This window comes from Kosakonia oryzendophytica, from assembly GCF_027886705.1.
In the GTDB taxonomy this organism is placed as follows: Bacteria; Pseudomonadota; Gammaproteobacteria; order Enterobacterales; family Enterobacteriaceae; genus Kosakonia; species Kosakonia oryzendophytica.
In genome coordinates, this window is sequence record NZ_CP115659.1 from 4,469,924 (window position 1) to 4,485,966 (window position 16,043).

Annotated in this window: 18 protein-coding genes; 11 read left to right on the plus strand and 7 right to left on the minus strand. The window is 51.9% G+C overall.

Annotated features, from left to right (window positions below; all coding sequences use genetic code 11):
* Positions 1-4: 4 nt before the first annotated feature.
* The 3 genes from O9K67_RS21535 to O9K67_RS21545 are packed head-to-tail and all read left to right on the plus strand — an operon-like array spanning position 5 to position 3,222.
* The gene (locus O9K67_RS21535; RefSeq protein WP_061498027.1) at positions 5-829 is read left to right on the plus strand and encodes a phosphodiesterase; all 825 of its coding nucleotides are present in this window, start codon (positions 5-7) and stop codon (positions 827-829) included.
* Positions 830-833: 4 nt separating this feature from the next.
* A complete protein-coding gene (locus O9K67_RS21540) occupies positions 834-1,907 on the plus strand; it encodes an ABC transporter ATP-binding protein (RefSeq protein WP_061498029.1) in 1,074 nt (357 codons plus the stop codon).
* Positions 1,900-3,222 (plus strand): ABC transporter substrate-binding protein, encoded by a 1,323-nt coding sequence (locus O9K67_RS21545; RefSeq protein ID WP_061498030.1) that lies wholly within the window; start codon positions 1,900-1,902, stop codon positions 3,220-3,222. Before O9K67_RS21540 ends, O9K67_RS21545 begins: the two co-directional genes overlap by 8 nt.
* Before the next feature lie 99 nt (positions 3,223-3,321).
* On the opposite strand, the gene O9K67_RS21550 is transcribed toward O9K67_RS21545, so the two are convergent.
* Both O9K67_RS21550 and O9K67_RS21555 read right to left on the minus strand, forming a co-directional pair.
* Complete coding sequence (locus O9K67_RS21550) at positions 3,322-3,771, minus strand: hypothetical protein (RefSeq protein WP_082794187.1); 450 nt, start codon at positions 3,769-3,771, stop codon at positions 3,322-3,324.
* An 85-nt stretch (positions 3,772-3,856) separates the two neighbouring features.
* Positions 3,857-4,894 carry a hypothetical protein gene (locus tag O9K67_RS21555; protein ID WP_061498032.1) on the minus strand — a complete coding sequence of 346 codons (1,038 nt, stop codon included), beginning with the start codon at positions 4,892-4,894 and terminating at the stop codon, positions 3,857-3,859.
* A 186-nt stretch (positions 4,895-5,080) separates the two neighbouring features.
* On the opposite strand from O9K67_RS21555, the gene O9K67_RS21560 reads away from it, so the two are divergent.
* Complete coding sequence (locus tag O9K67_RS21560; protein ID WP_408612878.1) at positions 5,081-5,290, plus strand: zinc ribbon domain-containing protein; 210 nt, start codon at positions 5,081-5,083, stop codon at positions 5,288-5,290.
* A gap of 28 nt (positions 5,291-5,318) precedes the next feature.
* Here O9K67_RS21560 and O9K67_RS21565 read toward each other — a convergent pair whose 3' ends face one another.
* Positions 5,319-5,717, minus strand: a complete 399-nt coding sequence (locus O9K67_RS21565; RefSeq protein WP_061498036.1) for a winged helix-turn-helix transcriptional regulator — start codon at positions 5,715-5,717, stop codon at positions 5,319-5,321.
* A 164-nt stretch (positions 5,718-5,881) separates the two neighbouring features.
* Here O9K67_RS21565 and O9K67_RS21570 point away from each other — a divergent pair, with 164 nt between their 5' ends.
* Both O9K67_RS21570 and O9K67_RS21575 read left to right on the plus strand, forming a co-directional pair.
* Positions 5,882-6,322, plus strand: coding sequence for a DoxX family protein (locus tag O9K67_RS21570; protein ID WP_061498038.1), 441 nt, complete (start codon positions 5,882-5,884; stop codon positions 6,320-6,322).
* A 26-nt stretch (positions 6,323-6,348) separates the two neighbouring features.
* Positions 6,349-6,897, plus strand: a complete 549-nt coding sequence (locus O9K67_RS21575; protein WP_061498041.1) for a flavodoxin family protein — start codon at positions 6,349-6,351, stop codon at positions 6,895-6,897.
* A 125-nt stretch (positions 6,898-7,022) separates the two neighbouring features.
* Here O9K67_RS21575 and O9K67_RS21580 read toward each other — a convergent pair whose 3' ends face one another.
* Both O9K67_RS21580 and O9K67_RS21585 read right to left on the minus strand, forming a co-directional pair.
* Positions 7,023-7,832, minus strand: a complete 810-nt coding sequence (locus tag O9K67_RS21580) for a toll/interleukin-1 receptor domain-containing protein (RefSeq protein ID WP_061498043.1) — start codon at positions 7,830-7,832, stop codon at positions 7,023-7,025.
* A 64-nt stretch (positions 7,833-7,896) separates the two neighbouring features.
* On the minus strand, positions 7,897-8,226 hold the full coding sequence (locus O9K67_RS21585; protein ID WP_061498044.1) for a hypothetical protein: 330 nt from the start codon (positions 8,224-8,226) through the stop codon (positions 7,897-7,899).
* 353 nt (positions 8,227-8,579) lie between these two features.
* Between O9K67_RS21585 and O9K67_RS21590 the strand changes: the two genes are divergently transcribed.
* The 4 genes from O9K67_RS21590 to O9K67_RS21605 all read left to right on the plus strand — a co-directional run bounded on the left by O9K67_RS21590 (position 8,580) and on the right by O9K67_RS21605 (position 13,716).
* The gene (locus O9K67_RS21590; RefSeq protein ID WP_061500206.1) at positions 8,580-9,368 is read left to right on the plus strand and encodes an IclR family transcriptional regulator; all 789 of its coding nucleotides are present in this window, start codon (positions 8,580-8,582) and stop codon (positions 9,366-9,368) included.
* Positions 9,369-9,372: 4 nt separating this feature from the next.
* Complete coding sequence (locus O9K67_RS21595; RefSeq protein WP_061498046.1) at positions 9,373-10,278, plus strand: dihydrodipicolinate synthase family protein; 906 nt, start codon at positions 9,373-9,375, stop codon at positions 10,276-10,278.
* Positions 10,279-10,287: 9 nt separating this feature from the next.
* Entirely contained in the window at positions 10,288-12,255 is a 1,968-nt protein-coding gene (locus O9K67_RS21600; protein ID WP_061498048.1) for a YjhG/YagF family D-xylonate dehydratase, read from the plus strand.
* Between the two features lie 111 nt (positions 12,256-12,366).
* Entirely contained in the window at positions 12,367-13,716 is a 1,350-nt protein-coding gene (locus tag O9K67_RS21605) for a GntP family permease (protein WP_061498050.1), read from the plus strand.
* Between the two features lie 34 nt (positions 13,717-13,750).
* Here the strand turns inward: O9K67_RS21605 and O9K67_RS21610 are convergent, their stop codons facing one another.
* A complete protein-coding gene (locus O9K67_RS21610) occupies positions 13,751-14,371 on the minus strand; it encodes a DapH/DapD/GlmU-related protein (protein ID WP_061498053.1) in 621 nt (206 codons plus the stop codon).
* 121 nt (positions 14,372-14,492) lie between these two features.
* Positions 14,493-14,906, minus strand: a complete 414-nt coding sequence (locus tag O9K67_RS21615; RefSeq protein WP_061498055.1) for a T6SS amidase immunity protein Tai4 family protein — start codon at positions 14,904-14,906, stop codon at positions 14,493-14,495.
* A gap of 301 nt (positions 14,907-15,207) precedes the next feature.
* On the opposite strand from O9K67_RS21615, the gene O9K67_RS21620 reads away from it, so the two are divergent.
* The gene (locus O9K67_RS21620; protein WP_061498057.1) at positions 15,208-15,912 is read left to right on the plus strand and encodes a hypothetical protein; all 705 of its coding nucleotides are present in this window, start codon (positions 15,208-15,210) and stop codon (positions 15,910-15,912) included.
* The last annotated feature ends 131 nt before the right edge of the window (positions 15,913-16,043 follow it).

A 16,043-nucleotide genomic window follows, 5' to 3' on the forward strand; every position in this document is an offset into this window, starting at 1 on the left:
AGTGATGTTTTTAGCGCAAATTTCCGACACCCATTTTCGCAGTCAGAACGAGAAGCTGTATGGCTTTATCGACATTAACGCGGGCAATGCCGACGTGGTCTGCCAACTGAATGCCCTGCGCGAACGCCCGGATGCGGTTATCGTCAGCGGCGATATCGTGAACTGTGGCCGCCCGGAAGAGTACCGCGTGGCGCGCCAGATCCTCGGCGGGCTCGACTACCCGCTGTTTGTTATTCCGGGTAATCACGATAACAAAGCCCACTTTCTGGAGTACCTGCACCCGCTGTGCCCGCAGCTTGGTAGCGACCCGCAGAATATGCACTACGCCATCGATGACTTCGCTACCCGCTTGCTGTTTATTGATTCCAGCCTCGCCGGGGAGTCAAAAGGTTGGCTGACCAGCGAGACGCTGAACTGGCTGGAAGCGCAGTTAATCGCGGGCGGCGACAAACCCACCGCCGTGTTTATGCACCACCCGCCGCTGCCGCTGGGTAACGCGCAGATGGATCGCATCGCCTGTGAAAACGGCCATCTGCTACTGAAACTGGTGGAGCGCTTCCCGTCGCTGATCCGCATTTTCTGCGGTCATAACCACAGTCTGACTCTGACCCAGTACCGCCAGGCAACGATCGCCACCGTTCCGGCGACCGTACACCAGGTACCCTATTGTCATGAAGATACCCGCCCGTATTACGATCTGTCGCCTGCTTCATGCCTGATGCACCGCCAGATCGGCGATCAATGGGTCAGCTACCAGCATCCTCTGTCGCATTACGCAGGCCCGTGGCTGTATGACGAGAAGATCAGTTGCCCGGTAGATGAGCGCTAAGCACATGTTAAAACTGCAAAACGTCAGTAAACAATTCGAGGACAAAGCCGCGCTGAGCGCACTGTCGCTGGATATCCACGACGGTGAGTTTGTGGTACTGGTTGGCCCCTCTGGCTGCGGTAAAAGCACCCTGCTACGCCTGATCGCCGGGCTGGAGAGTGTCAGCGAAGGCGCTATCTGGCTGGGCGACGAAGAGATCACTGCGCGTTCACCCCGTGAGCGTAACTTTGCGATGATCTTCCAGAACTATGCTCTGTTTCCGCACCTTTCCGTGCGCGACAACATCACCTTCGGTATGAAAGTGCGCAACGAAGAGAAAGCCAGCTGGCAGCCGCGACTGGATCGCGTGGCGCAGATGCTCCAGCTCGACAGCCTGCTGGATCGCAAACCGGCGAAACTCTCCGGCGGCCAGCGTCAGCGCGTGGCCATGGCGCGCGCCATCGTGCGCAATCCGACGCTGTTCTTAATGGATGAACCGCTTTCCAACCTCGATGCACGTCTGCGTACGGAAGTACGCGACAGCATTATGGCGATGCACCAGCAGCTAAAGACCAGCACCATTTACGTGACGCACGATCAGACGGAAGCGATGTCGATGGCCGACCGCATTGTGGTGATGAACGGTGGTCACGTGCAGCAAGTTGGCCGCCCGGAACACCTGTATGCCCATCCGGCGAACCTGTTTGTCGCCGGGTTTATTGGCTCACCGGCGATGAACCTGCTGTCACTGCCGTGCGCAAACGGAGAGGTACTTCTGGGTGAACAGCGTCTGCCGCTTCCCGCACATGCCGCTGATTTACATAACGTATGGCTGGGCATCCGCCCGGAGCACATTACTGATGCGCCGGAAGAAGGCCACCTGGTATTGCCCGCTACCGTCATTCAGCGGGAGCTGATGGGCGCTGACTATCAGCTTCACGTCAGCACGCCGATCGGCAACCTGCGCTATATCCGCCGACACCGGGGCGATGTTCCCAACAAAGGGGACACACTCAGCGTCGGTTTTTCACCCCTTGATTGTCATCTTTTTAATGCCGAAACGCGGCTTAACTTACACCAGGAGAGAGACCATGCCTAAGCCTCTGACAAAGACGTTGCGAGCGCTTACTTACAGCATCACCCTTGCGATAAGCGGTACTGCGCTGGCGCAGGAGAAAATCGACTTTATGTTTCCCGCCCCGGTGGACGGCAAACTGACCATGGAGATGACGCGAATTATTAACGCCTTTAACGACTCGCAAAAAGAAGTGGAAGTACGCGGGATTTTTACCGGCAACTATGACACCACCAAAATGAAAGCCGAATCCGCGCAGAAAGCGGGCCAGCCACCCGCGCTGGTGATCATGTCCGCCAACTTCACCACCGACCTGGCGCTGAAAGATGAGATCCTGCCGATGGACGAGTTGTTTAAATTCGGCGACCAAAAAGCGGGTGATTTCCTGCAAAATGCGTTCTGGCCGGCCATGCACAAAAACGCGCAGGTGATGGGCGTGACTTACGCCATTCCGTTCCACAACTCGACGCCGATTCTGTATTACAACAAAACGATGTTCGGTCAGGCGGGTATCAAACAACCGCCGCAGAACTGGAAAGAGCTGCTCGAGGACGCGAAAAAACTGACCGACCAGAGCAAAGGCCAGTGGGGCATTATGCTGCCCTCCACCAACGACGATTACGGCGGCTGGATCTTCTCTTCGCTGGTTCGCGCCAACGGCGGCAACTATTTCAACGAAAACTACCCAGGCGAAGTCTATTACAACGCCCCGACCACTATCGGTGCGCTGCATTTCTGGCAGGACATGATCTACAAAGACAAAGTGATGCCCTCCGGTGTGCTGAACTCCAAGCAGATCAGCGCGGCGTTCTTCTCCGGCAAACTGGGGATGGCGATGCTGAGCACCGGTGCACTAGGCTTTATGCGTGAGAACACCAAGGATTTCGAACTGGGCGTGGCGATGATGCCCGCGCAGGAGCAACGCGCCGTACCGATTGGCGGTGCCAGTCTGGTGAGCTTTAAGGGCATTTCCGATGCACAGAAAAAAGCGGCTTATCAGTTCCTGACCTATCTTGTAAGCCCGGAAGTGAACGGTTCCTGGAGCCGCTTCACCGGCTACTTCTCACCGCGCAAAGCCTCGTACGATACGCCGGAGATGAAGGCGTACCTGAAGCAGGATCCGCGCGCCGCTATCGCGCTGGAACAGTTGCAGTATGCGCACCCGTGGTATTCGACCTATGAAACGGTGGCCGTACGTAAAGCGATGGAAAACCAGCTTGCGGCAGTGGTGAACGACGAGAAAGTCACCCCGGAAGCTGCCGCCGAGGCGGCGCAGAAAGAAGCCGACACGCTGATGAAACCGTATGTTGAGAAAACGGCGCTGCAGGCCGTGAAATAAAACGCCGCGTTACCCCGCAGGGAAGCGGGGTACGTTGCTGAGTGCTGTAAACGGTTGATGATATGCAGACGCTACTACTCCGGTGAGCACTTACCAACTTCACAAGAAAATACTTAGCGTCGCTTGCCGGGTTTTAGGGTCATAATAGATTGAAAACGTGTTTGCCCCCGGCACGCCCGGTTTGCGCCATTCCTCCGCACCGTATGTCAGGCTTGGGTCCCGCTGGTAACCCATACTTTTCACGTAATCCCGCAATGCCTCAATGTTGCGGGCATCCTCAAAAATGATGCTATTCGATGATGGGTAACCATCACCATTGTGGAACTCAAAGTGATAATTCGCGCTGATTCTTGGGGCGTGCGCAATCGCATCCTGCGTCAGTGTGTGGTAATCCCATAAATTTTGTTCGGTGTACACCGTGGTTTCGCCCAGACTGGAAAGCATCAGCCAAAGCAAAAAAAACAGCACGAGACCCAATGAGACAACAAATAATATCCCCCACTTCAGCACGCTAAACATTAACGCAGCGTGTTTACTGATAGTGCGCATGAGCTATTCCTTTTCATCCTTGAATGTTGTTACCCTTTTAAACGCACCTGAACCCGTTAATGACCATTTTTGATGGCAAATGGCATTATTCCTCTCGCGCCAGGATCTTCGGCAGATAGTCGTTGAGCTGGTGGCGCTGCAAATAAGCGGTCACCGCGCGTTCCCAGCCTTTCCCATCCCCCAGCACTGCACGGCTATGAGTTTGCGCATAAAGATAGCGGGTATCGTACAAATTCAGCAGCGACTGATTCATGGCATCAATATTCGCACCGGTTTTTTTACACTTCTCCTGCTGAATAGCCAGCGAGTGTAAAACACGCTCCCGCGTCTCTTCATTCGGGGTATAGACCTGCTCGCTCAGTTCACTGAGTACGAGAAATTGCGGTTGCGTGCCTTCATGTATTGCCGCCTGCAAACGGTCATGCCCATCGAGGATGACAAACGAAGCCAGCCCGGCGATAAACCACACCAGAACCGGCGGCAGTGCGTTCTCACGGCACTTCTTGCGCCACCATTTTACCCGCCCGCTGTTGGCCTCAACCGGATAGCGGGCAAGCAGCAGATGGCCGCCCCACCACCAGTCGACAAAGGTGACTCTTTCCGGGTTTTGCAGATCGGGAAAATCTTCGCTGTAAAGCGCCCAATTGACGCTGATCTGTGCACTGCTGGCAGGGGTCTGAAAGCGCCACTGCTCAAATGGCAGGGGCTTATTGACGATATAGGGCGCGGTCGGCTTTACCTGCTCCATCGGTCGCAGCAACCAGCGGCCGGGCGGTAACAGTGGCGTAGGGGCTTCCATTAACTGCCGCGCAAAATAGCGGCACCAGTGACTTTGCCAGTTCGATTCTCCGGCCCGTTTCGCGCTCTCCACATCCGCAGATGTCACCGCAGGCAGCAACAACGCCTGGGCGGGATGCTCCCCGTTAAACACCAACCAGACGCCAGCGTGATCTTTCAGCATCGTTGCCCAGAACAACGTTTCACCGTTTACCTGCAACGCCATGCGGCCGTTGTGTCCACTCTGCATCTCCATGGCCTGACCGTCGCCCGCACGCACCCTCAGTTCCAGTCCTTGCCAGCTGTCGTCGCGATCGCGAAGATCCTTCCACCAGTACTCAGTCATTGCGTTCTCCTTGCGATGTGAGAGGAAAGTGTACGGCAACAGCGATTGCCTTATAACCATAAAAATTATCTGGTTATTTGATCGAAGGGACAACATGCTCTTCGCCGGAGTTGTATATTTATTGTCCAACCCAAAAACAAGGAGCGCACCATGCCACACCCAGAACAGTACTGCCACTCCTGCGGAATGCCACTTTCCGCACCCGATGCCCGTGGCCCGAGTGACCACTATTGTGCTTACTGCACCGACAGCGAAGGTAACCTGAAGTCCTGGGAAGAGGCCGTATCCGGTCTCGCGCAGTTTCTCGATTCCTGGCAAAACGTGGGCAACGAAGAAGCGCGCAAACGCGCCGTTCGTTATCTGACGTCGATGCCCGCCTGGGCCGATCGGGCTTAACTATTTGTTGGAGATTGTGGAACCCTCGTTACACCGTGGGTTCCTTTATTTTCGGCGCATTGGCCTCGTCATATGCCGCCTGCGCAGCCAGTACGGCATCCATATTGTGTTCAACCCAGTGAGCCAGCACCGAGACGGTTTCCGTCAGCGTGCGCCCGAGAGGTGTGAGACTGTACTCAACCGATACCGGCACGGTATAGAACACTTCACGGGCAATAATGCCGTCGCGCTCCAGCTTGCGCAGTGTCTGGGTCAGTACCTTTTGTGTGATCAACCGAATATCCCGCTTCAGACCGTTAAAACGCATCGGCCCGTTCTCCAGGCGCGCCAGCACTAACAGTGCCCATTTATCCGCCAGACGCGACAGCATGTCGCGCGTGGGGCAGCGGTTATCATAAATATCGTAAGGAATGGACGGCTTAATCATAACGACAAATTCTCGTAGTAGGTTTCCTCAAGGAAACGTAGTGACCTTTGGGTGCCTTCTTCCGCAACCGCAGCGGGGTGTGTATAACTCAAACCTAAGTTTCTATTTGATACTAAGGTGCCAGAAATGGCAAAAATTCTCCTACAGGATTGAAAGGAAAAAGGATGATTACGCGGTTAAATCAGGCATTTATTAGCCTCACTTCGCACCCGGATTTTGGCAAGCTGTTGCTGCGCCTGACCTTTGGCGTGCTGATGCTATTCCACGGCGTTGCCAAAGTGCAGCATGGTGTAAGCTGGATCGCCGGTATGCTGGCGGCGAAGGGATTACCTGGGTTTATCGCTTACGGCGTATTTATTGGTGAAATCATCACTCCGCTACTGATTATTATTGGGCTGTTTACCCGCCAGGCGGCGTTTATTTACGCATTTAATATTCTGGTCGCCACATTACTGGTGGGCATGGGTAAATTCTTTACCCTGACCGACGTTGGTGCGTGGGGTCTGGAAAGTGAGGCGCTCTATTTCCTGGGTGGCCTGAGCATTATGTTTTTGGGCGCGGGGAAATATGCCCTGTCTGCCGATAAAGAAAAAGAATGGCGTTAGTTATCTCTCATTAACAGGAGAAAAATATGTCAATTGTTGTGGTTTATTATTCTGGTTATGGGCACACCAAAGCCGTAGCGGAAAAAGTGGCCGAAGGCGCGAATGCACAGCTTATTGCAGTAGATAATAATGGTGACATTCAGGAGAGCGACTGGCAGGCGCTGAATGACGCGAAGGCGATCATTTTTGGTGCCCCGACCTATATGGGCGGCGTGCCGTGGCAGTTTAAAAAGTTCGCCGACGCCAGCTCCAAAGCCTGGTTCACTCGCGCCTGGCAGGACAAAGTGTTTGCCGGCTTCAGCAACAGCGCCAGCCTGAATGGTGACAAACAGGTTTCGCTGCAATACCTGCAAACCCTGGCGTCACAGCATGGCGGCATCTGGGTCAGCCTCGGCCTGCTGCCCGCTAACACGCTGGCCGCGACGCGCCAGGACATTAACAACCTTGGCGGCTCCGTCGGCCTGCTGGTACAGTCTCCGTCTGATGCCGGTGCCGACCAAATCGCCTCCGGCGACCTGGATACCGCAGTGAAATTCGGTCAACGCGTTGCGGATATTACCCGTCGCTTTCACTGAGTTTGCCTTGCTTGATTATGATAAGGCCGGGGTTACCTGGCTTTATTTTAACAATACGGGCCTTAACGCCAGCAGCAGAAATGCGATCAACCGACAACACCGATATTTTGATTAGACAGTTCTGCTCATTTAGCCATGATTCTTTTCACCGCATTCGCTATTTCCGGCAATCCAGAACCGTTGTCCCAACGCAGATATCGATATGATTTCATCATCGGCAACATGTTCTCAGGTGACACACCGGCATCGATCATCAGTATTTTCTTATCAGAATTCATTAAGCTCATAAAAAATGTTGTGAATTCAGCCAAGGGCCAACCACTGCGTTTAGCAAAAAAATTATCCGTTAAAATAAACAGACCAATATCAGCCTTATCTATGCCTTCATTAACTTTAAGAACGATATTATCACCATAGTCAATTTCATAAGTATCAAGCCATGTCGCAACATCGTTGGCCTGTAAGTAAGAGTGTAGAGGAAAAACAATATTGTTTTTGTCTAATGATGAATGACTTAAAAAAACCTTTGCTTCTCTTTTCTTGAAATCGATATATTGAGGGTATTCTTTTTCCAGAACATCTCTTTCTGACCAAAGAAACGGGTGTCCACCACCATTTGCAGTTATAAAAAGATCGACCATTTCTGCATTAAGCAATGTTACTACGTTGTAGGGTAAAATATCCTTTACGAACATATTATGTCTTTTTATTTTTTCAGGATAATTATCACGAAGCCATTGCTCAAAATACACAGGATCCTTTTGCAAATTCACGGCAACATGAAATGAAAGGCAATATGGATTATTGTTCACGACAAGGCCGACCATAGTCGCATAATCTTTATCGAAATGATTAAGGATATCTTTGATAAACTTTTTCTCTTGCGTTCTGGAACTGTAATCACATTCGAACATATATAAAAAGTCATGACTCATTTCAACCTCCTTTTCTTAAACAATGTCAGGGATAACGTTAGTCTATTCCCTCAGTAAAAACGCATCAATCCGTGGTTCTTGCGAATTGCTCCATGCTTATCAGCTTATTGCCGTCGCGGTGTTCAATACGCAGTGTATTGCCTTTGATGATCAGTACCGGATTCTGATCAGGATGCACCACATTCACCCACTCTCCCTTACGGTTTTTTTCCACGACTTCATAGACGGAAGGGTTGCCATCATCCATCAAAAACCAGTAGCGCAGACGGTTTTTGAACGTATCCGGCCCGGTGACCAACGTACGCGGTTTGTTACTGGTGGTGATTTGCTGGTACGTGTCGGCATATGCAGCCCCGGCAGCAAAAGTGATAAGAATAAAGATCAGTATTTTCATTGGGATCACTCGTAATTTTTATCATTCAGCGTAGCAAATTCCTGCAGCAACCACAGTCGAGATTGTTACACGGCTTGTCATTTTGCGTTTTCATGACGGCGGAAGAAACGGTCATTCCCTCCAGGCCGTTTATCAGGTAAGGCCATTCTCAACCGTTTTTGACCTGTGGCGTGGTGTGGCGCTTATCGATATGTTGGTTGCCCTTTGCGCACAACCGCACTCATCCCTCTATTTGTCAAACTGCGTATTAGATCACGTTTCATTCCTTCATCCCGGTTCAGCCTGTTGAACTCTATATATTTTCCACCCTCCCGGATGGATAAACTTTATATCAACAGCAAGAGGGCAAAATGATGGCGGGAAAAGGGTGTAATTCGCTGATTCGCGCAGAAAAAATATTAACTCACATCGCCTATGTTGGCGTGGCGAGCTATATGGAACTGTTAAAAGAATTTCAGCTTCCCAAAAGCAGCTTGCTTAATTTATTAAATGTGATGGTGGATTGTGGCTTTTTGGTTAAAAACGAGAGTAACCAGTATGCGCTGGGGATTAAAAATTATGAACTGGGTTGTCAGGCGTTACACCGGAAAAATATTTTCGAAGTGACCAAACGCCCCATGCAGGAACTGTCGATGAAAAGCGGGCTGGTGTGCCATTTAGGCGCGATGGAGAGTTATTCAGCCATCTACCTCGACAAAGTCGAAAGCCCGAGTTCTGTACCCACACGCAAAAGCTGGATTGGTAAAAAACTGGAATTGCATATCACCGCGCTGGGCAAGGCATTATTGGCATGGAAACCCCGCGAAGAGATTGATTATTTTTTAAATGCGTTAACCCTGAAAAAACACACCAGCAATACGTTTACCGATAAGAAACTGTTTCTGGAGGAGTTACAGAAAACGCGACTACGGGGATGGGCCATCGACAATGAAGAGTCAACTTATGGTGCCGTCTGTTTAAGTATGCCGGTATTTAATATGTATAACCGGGTTAACTATGCGATCTCCTTATCGGGTGACCCGATTGTTTATTCGGGTAATAAGATCGACGGTTATCTGGAATTGCTTCGGCAATGCGCCGGACAAATATCATATGGACTGGGATACAGGAATGACAACGAATATTTAAGAAAAGGAAACTGAAGTAATGAAGACATTCAGGGGAATTATTCCGCCAGTCTCCAGCACGTTTCATCGCGACGGGACAATCGATAAAACAGCGATGCAACAGGTTGCTGATTTTCTCATAAAAAAAGGCGTGGACGGACTTTTTTATCTGGGCACCGGCGGCGAATTCAGCCAGATGAACGCCAGTCAACGGATGGCTTTCGCCGAAAACGCTATCGCAGTGGTTGCCGGGCGGGTCCCCGTATTAATTGGTGTCGGCTCCCCTTCGACGGACGAAGCCGTGAAGCTGGCGCGCCACGCCGAGGCCAGTGGTGCCGACGGCATCGTCGCAATTAACCCCTATTACTGGAAAGTCGCCCCGCGCAATCTGGACGATTATTACCAGCAAATCGCCCGCAGTGTCAGTCTGCCAGTGATCATTTATAACTTTCCGGATCTGACCGGTCAGGACTTAACGCCGGAGACCGTCAAACGGCTGGCGCTGCAAAATGAGAACATCGTCGGCATCAAAGACACCATCGACAGCGTGGGTCACTTGCGCGCAATGATCAACACTGTCAAAGCCGTGCGTCCTGAGTTCGCGGTGTTCTGTGGCTACGATGATCACTTACTGAATACGCTGCTATTGGGCGGTGCGGGTGCGATTACCGCCAGCGCCAATTTCGCGCCGGACTTATCCGTGGGTATTTATAACGCCTGGCGCAATGACGATCTCGCCACTGCCGCCATGCTGAATAAAAAACTGCTGCAATTACCGTCGATTTATTCCCTGGAAACGCCGTTCGTCTCCCTCATCAAGTACGCAATGCAATGTGTTGGGTTGCCCGTGGAGACATACTGCCTGCCACCTATCTTAGAGGCATCGGAAGAGGCAAAAGAGAAAGTTCATGCGTTATTGATGGCGCAGGGAATTTTACAACCATAAGGGGGCACCATGTCGGTTCGCGATATTTTAGATAACAACAGCCAGGATATTTATTGCGTCAGAACCCATGCCGCAGGGCCGCAGGGTGAACTGCCGCTCACACCTGACATGTTGATTAACCGCCCCAGCGGCGACATTTTTGGCATGACCATGAATGCGGGCATGGGCTGGACACCCGATGAACTGGATCGGGACGGTATTTTACTGCTCAGCACGCTGGGTGGACTACGCGGCGCAGACGGCAAACCTGTTGCGCTGGCACTTCATCAGGGGCATTACGAGCTGGATATACAGATGAAGGCGGCGGCAGAGGTGATCAAGACGCACAACGCTCTGCCCTATGCCGTCTATGTCTCCGACCCTTGTGATGGTCGCACGCAGGGGACAACCGGGATGTTTGATTCGCTGCCGTACCGGAATGACGCCTCCATGGTGATGCGCCGCCTGATCCGTTCTTTGCCCGGCGCAAAAGCGGTTATCGGCGTGGCCACCTGCGATAAAGGCCTGCCGGCAACCATGATGGCACTGGCGTCCCAGCACGACACAGCGACGGTACTGATCCCCGGCGGTGCGACCTTGCCTGCCCGTCATGGAGAGGACAACGGTAAGGTACAGACCATTGGCGCACGCTTCGCCAACGGAGAACTGTCGCTACAGGCCGCACGTCGTGCGGGCTGCCAGGCGTGCGCCTCTTCCGGTGGCGGCTGCCAGTTTCTGGGTACTGCAGGGACATCGCAGGTCGTGGCGGAAGGCCTTGGGCTCGCGCTTCCCCATTCCGCGCTGGCCCCTTCCGGCGAACCTGTCTGGCAAGAGATCGCCAGAGCCTCCGCGCGGGCTGCACTGCACCTGAGCCAACGCGGCATCACCACCAAAGATATCCTCACGGATGAAGCGATTGAAAACGCCATGGTGGTGCATGCCGCATTTGGCGGTTCCACGAACCTGCTGTTGCATATCCCGGCCATTGCTCACCAGGCCGGTTGCCGTATTCCAACCGTCGAGGACTGGACCCGCATTAATAAACGGGTGCCGCGACTGGTGAGCGTGCTGCCAAACGGGCCGGTTTATCACCCTACCGTGAATGCCTTTATGGCGGGCGGTGTACCGGAAGTGATGTTGCACCTGCGTAACCTGGGTTTGCTGCACGAAGAGGTCATGACCGTCACGGGCTGTACGCTGAAAGAAAACCTCGACTGGTGGGAGCACTCGGAACGCCGGCAGCGCTTTAAAGCACTGCTACGTGCGCAGGAACAGGTCGAACCGGATGAGGTGATCATGTCACCGCAACAGGCGCACGAACGTGGCTTAACCTCCACGATCACCTTCCCGGTAGGGAATATCGCGCCGGAGGGTTCGGTAATAAAATCGACGGCTATTGATGCCTCGGTCATTAACGAACAGGGGATCTATTACCACAAAGGCGTAGCCAAAGTTTACACGTCCGAAAAAACAGCCATTTACGATATCAAGCACGATAAAATTAAAGCCGGAGATATCCTGGTGATCATTGGCGTTGGCCCATCTGGTACCGGGATGGAAGAGACCTATCAGGTTACCAGCGCACTGAAACACCTCTCTTACGGTAAATATGTATCACTGATTACGGATGCCCGTTTCTCCGGGGTTTCTACCGGTGCCTGTATTGGCCATGTTGGGCCAGAAGCGCTGGCGGGAGGTGCAATCGGGAAATTACGCACCGGGGATCTGATAGAAATTAAAATTGACTGCCGCCAACTCCAGGGAGAAGTCAATTTCTTAGGTAGCAGCACCGATAAAAAATTACCATCACGGGAGGAAGCCAGCGTTATTTTACATGCCAGAAGTAGCCATCCGGATCTGATGCCAGATCCTGAACTGCCAGACGACACGCGACTTTGGGCCATGCTTCAGGCGGTGAGTGGAGGAACCTGGCGCGGATGTATTTACGACGTCGATAAAATAAATGAAGCTCTACGAGGCGCTATAAATAAATCCTGAAAACAATAAACCGATAAGAACATCTTCACCCTAAATAATTCAGACTGTTGACGAAAATATCGCGACAGCCTGGATTATGGTGGGTTATTACCTGAATAATGAGAGGTCGTTATGCCACTATTTATCGTTGTGGCAGGTATTGCTGTACTCCTGCTTTTAACCATAAGAATTAAATTAAATACCTTTGTTTCTTTAATTATTGTGTCGATAGGCGTCGCCATCGCCAGTGGAATGCAACTCAGTAAAGTTGTCGCTTCAGTTGAGTCCGGGCTTGGCGGCACGCTCGGCCATATCGGCCTGATCTTTGGCTTTGGCGTTATGCTTGGCCGATTGTTAGCCGATGCCGGGGGCGCGCAACGTATTGCGCTAACAATGTTGAAATATTTCGGTGCGAAAAAGCTGGACTGGGCCGTCGTCTGTTCTGCGTTTATCGTCGGGATTGCGCTGTTCTTTGAAGTGGGGCTGATTCTGCTGGTGCCCATTTTATTTGCCATCGCCCGCGAAGCCAAAATTTCGCCGATGTATATGTGCGTGCCTATGCTGGCTGGTCTGTTAGTGGCGCACGGTTTTCTGCCACCCCATCCTGGCCCGACGGTGATCGCCAGAGAATATGGTGCCGATGTGGGCATGGTGCTGATTTATGGCATTGCGGTCGGTATTCCCTGCTTTATTCTCTGTGGACCGTTGCTGAATAAAGTGTGCCAGCGCCTGATCCCGGAAGCGTTTAAAAAAGAGGGCAATATTGCTTCCCTTGGCGCAACCCGCACCTTTAGTGAAAGCGAGATGCCAGGGTTTGGTATTAGCTTCTTAACCGCCATGTTGCCGGTTATTTTGATGGCGCTGGTGACCATAATGCAGATGGCATGGTCGAAAGATGCAGGCGACCCAGGTGTGCTCTTTAATATCATGCTGTTTTTAGGCAACTCCACCATTGCGATGCTGATTTCACTGCTGTTCGCCATCTACACAATGGGCGTAGGCAGGGGAAAAACCATCCCGGAACTGATGGATTCCTGCGGTAAGGCGATTGCCGGCATCGCCGGTCTGCTGCTCATCATTGGCGGCGGTGGCGCGTTCAAACAGGTATTAATCGACTCGGGTGTCGGTCAGTATATTTCCACGTTGGTATCGGGAATGGACATCAACCCGATTCTGATGGCCTGGGGCGTTGCCGCCTTCCTGAGGATTTGCCTGGGTTCAGCAACGGTGGCGGCCATCTCTACCGCAGGGCTGGTCATCCCGCTACTGGCTGCACATCCAAACACCAACCTCGCGTTGATTACGCTGGCGACAGGTGCAGGTTCCTGCATTTGCTCTCATGTCAATGATGCCAGCTTCTGGATGATTAAAGATTTCTTCGGGCTGACCACCAAAGAGACATTACTCTCCTGGACGCTGATGTCGACACTGCTCTCCATATCCGGATTGCTGTTTATTCTGCTCGCCAGCATGGTTATCTGATTATCACTCACCTTCAGTGAACCGTCCGCACGGTTCACTGGCTCCCCCACTTTTCGCAAAACACCTCAATGTGTTCATCCTGAAAGTCAGCCAGCCGCTCGATGATGGTCTCGAGCGGCCAGTTCCACCAGGCGATTTGCTGCAACTGACGGGCAACCTGTGGGGAAAATCGCAAACGAATAGTTTTCGCCGGTACACCGCCGACAATGGTGTACGGCGCAACGTCTTTGCTCACCACTGCACCCGCGGCGATAACAGCCCCGTCGCCCACAGTGACACCAGGTAATACGATCGCCGCATGACCGATCCATACATCGTTGCCAATAATGACGCTGTCGCCGCGACGGCGGGCGAAGAAGTCGTGATCGCGCGTGGCGCTGGCAGAGTAGTATTCCGGGCAATAGGTAATGCGGTGCTGTGACGGGCGTTCCATCGGGTGATTCGGCGCGCCAATGCGTACGTTATTGGCAATTGCTGTGAATTTACCGATCTCCGCGTCGGCTACGGTGCAGTACTCCCCCAAGTAGGAGAAATCCCCCAGCATGCTGTACTCCATCAGGCTATTGGCGAGCACTTCGCACTGTTGGCCGATCCTGCATTCGCGCAGGCGAACCGTCGGATCGATCCAGGTTTCCGCTAATTTTACGAGCTTCATCGCTTACTCCCCTCATCACAGATAGCGCTACTGTATGAGAGATCTGTGTAAGGAAAATGACGGGAAGTGGCGGGTAAATAAAGCCGCAGCAAAGCGGCTTTATGTCATTGAGAGATAAGCGTTACTTCGGGTTGTCCTGCATCCAGCTTCGTTTCGGATGCGGAACATAATCCCGGACCTGCTGCTCAAGCCCGGCGCTGTGATACATATCGATGCATTTCATCAGGTTCAGTTTTACGTCGTTCCCCTGATGGGAGTGATATTCACGGGCCAGATATTTATCAACCAACTCGCCCATCTTACCCGCACCTTTTTCCGCATCGTATTCGCTCCAGTTGTCCAGACCACTGGCGCTGGCAGCAGCATCTTTACTGGCTCCCGGTTCACTGGCATACGCTTTTGCGACACAAAGTGCTAACGCAGCATCTTTATAATTTTGCGCATAAGTACGGCTCGCCGCATCAGGGCGTTGTGCGTCAGCGGCAACAGCGCTGAACGACAGTACCGTCAGCAGCGCAACAAACAGTTTTTTCATGGTAAAGCCCAGAAGTTGGCATGCTCAGTTTTATAATTTACACCGGGTTCATTGAAATAACAGTGGTCGTAGCACTGAGCATGATGCTGGAATTGAGTTTCTTAATGGCAAAGAATTTCGGTTAAGAATCAACTTAATTGTAGCCAATACTAAGGAATGAAAGATCTGCACAGGGCAAATAACATTTTATGATTGGCAGCGCCTATATATATACATGCCACAAATACATTTATTGCCGCACCAACTGTAAGCCTATAAGATATGCCGCCAGGACAACACTGTACGATTAAATGGAATAGTCATGACCAAAACAAAAGGGCTTTTGCTCCTGGTAGTACTCGTTATTGTCGTTAACGTTATTTTCTTCTTTGCCGCTGATGACAAGAAAACAAAACAAGAAACATCCAATACAGACGCAGCACACGCACAGACAGCCGCCGCCGTTGATGCGCCTCATCAAGGTTACCAACGTCATCAGGCAGGTTACGGGCTGAGCCTTGAACTGCCAGAAACATGGGTATTGATGTCAGCAGAACAAACCAAAGAGCTTGAAAAAGTCAGCGAGTCTGTAACCGGTATCTCCCGGGATGATAAAGCCATTTCGCTTTCCGCCAATGCAAACAAAGACGGCAAGTTAAACACCGCGACGGTAAGAGTGGTTTTCACGGATAAGTCGTTTGGAAAAGATGATTTACTCCACCTCACCCGCAGTAATATCGACGATGTTTGCGAAGTGATCTCGTCGTCATTAACGCCGTCACTGGAAAAGATCAACAGCACACTCACCAGCGCGGTCACCTGCTCATTATCCACTGTCAATAACACGCCCGCATTTCTTGCTGAGTTTCATCGCAAAGGTATCCTGGACAATGACGACTGGGAGGTGAAGAGCTACCAGCTCCCGCTTGCGGAAAAAACGGCTGTGCTGACCGTTACCTATAACGTCACGAGCCAGGCCAGCAAAAATGAAATCGATACGGTATTACACAGTGTGAAATTTAACTGACAGATACTCAGCGTATTCAGTTTTTTTCGATAGCGGTCAACGTACAGCAATATTGACCGCTATCGGCAGGTTACTCTTAAGACTCACGCCATTCTTTCAACGCAGCGATATCTTTTGGCGTGAAGGCGCTT

Excerpts from the sequence above, each read along its gene's own strand:
- O9K67_RS21550 (WP_082794187.1), bottom strand. The coding sequence starts at position 3,771 with ATGCGCACTATCAGTAAACACGCTGCGTTAATGTTTAGCGTGCTGAAG.
- O9K67_RS21590 (WP_061500206.1), top strand. The coding sequence starts at position 8,580 with ATGGCGGGAAAAGGGTGTAATTCGCTGATTCGCGCAGAAAAAATATTA.
- O9K67_RS21600 (WP_061498048.1), top strand. The coding sequence starts at position 10,288 with ATGTCGGTTCGCGATATTTTAGATAACAACAGCCAGGATATTTATTGC.
- O9K67_RS21570 (WP_061498038.1), top strand. The coding sequence starts at position 5,882 with ATGATTACGCGGTTAAATCAGGCATTTATTAGCCTCACTTCGCACCCG.
- O9K67_RS21545 (WP_061498030.1), top strand. The coding sequence starts at position 1,900 with ATGCCTAAGCCTCTGACAAAGACGTTGCGAGCGCTTACTTACAGCATC.
- O9K67_RS21605 (WP_061498050.1), top strand. The coding sequence starts at position 12,367 with ATGCCACTATTTATCGTTGTGGCAGGTATTGCTGTACTCCTGCTTTTA.
- O9K67_RS21620 (WP_061498057.1), top strand. The coding sequence starts at position 15,208 with ATGACCAAAACAAAAGGGCTTTTGCTCCTGGTAGTACTCGTTATTGTC.
- O9K67_RS21580 (WP_061498043.1), bottom strand. The coding sequence starts at position 7,832 with ATGAGTCATGACTTTTTATATATGTTCGAATGTGATTACAGTTCCAGA.
- O9K67_RS21560 (WP_408612878.1), top strand. The coding sequence starts at position 5,081 with ATGCCACTTTCCGCACCCGATGCCCGTGGCCCGAGTGACCACTATTGT.
- O9K67_RS21615 (WP_061498055.1), bottom strand. The coding sequence starts at position 14,906 with ATGAAAAAACTGTTTGTTGCGCTGCTGACGGTACTGTCGTTCAGCGCT.
- O9K67_RS21555 (WP_061498032.1), bottom strand. The coding sequence starts at position 4,894 with ATGACTGAGTACTGGTGGAAGGATCTTCGCGATCGCGACGACAGCTGG.
- O9K67_RS21585 (WP_061498044.1), bottom strand. The coding sequence starts at position 8,226 with ATGAAAATACTGATCTTTATTCTTATCACTTTTGCTGCCGGGGCTGCA.
- O9K67_RS21565 (WP_061498036.1), bottom strand. The coding sequence starts at position 5,717 with ATGATTAAGCCGTCCATTCCTTACGATATTTATGATAACCGCTGCCCC.
- O9K67_RS21540 (WP_061498029.1), top strand. The coding sequence starts at position 834 with ATGTTAAAACTGCAAAACGTCAGTAAACAATTCGAGGACAAAGCCGCG.
- O9K67_RS21595 (WP_061498046.1), top strand. The coding sequence starts at position 9,373 with ATGAAGACATTCAGGGGAATTATTCCGCCAGTCTCCAGCACGTTTCAT.
- O9K67_RS21575 (WP_061498041.1), top strand. The coding sequence starts at position 6,349 with ATGTCAATTGTTGTGGTTTATTATTCTGGTTATGGGCACACCAAAGCC.
- O9K67_RS21610 (WP_061498053.1), bottom strand. The coding sequence starts at position 14,371 with ATGAAGCTCGTAAAATTAGCGGAAACCTGGATCGATCCGACGGTTCGC.
- O9K67_RS21535 (WP_061498027.1), top strand. The coding sequence starts at position 5 with ATGTTTTTAGCGCAAATTTCCGACACCCATTTTCGCAGTCAGAACGAG.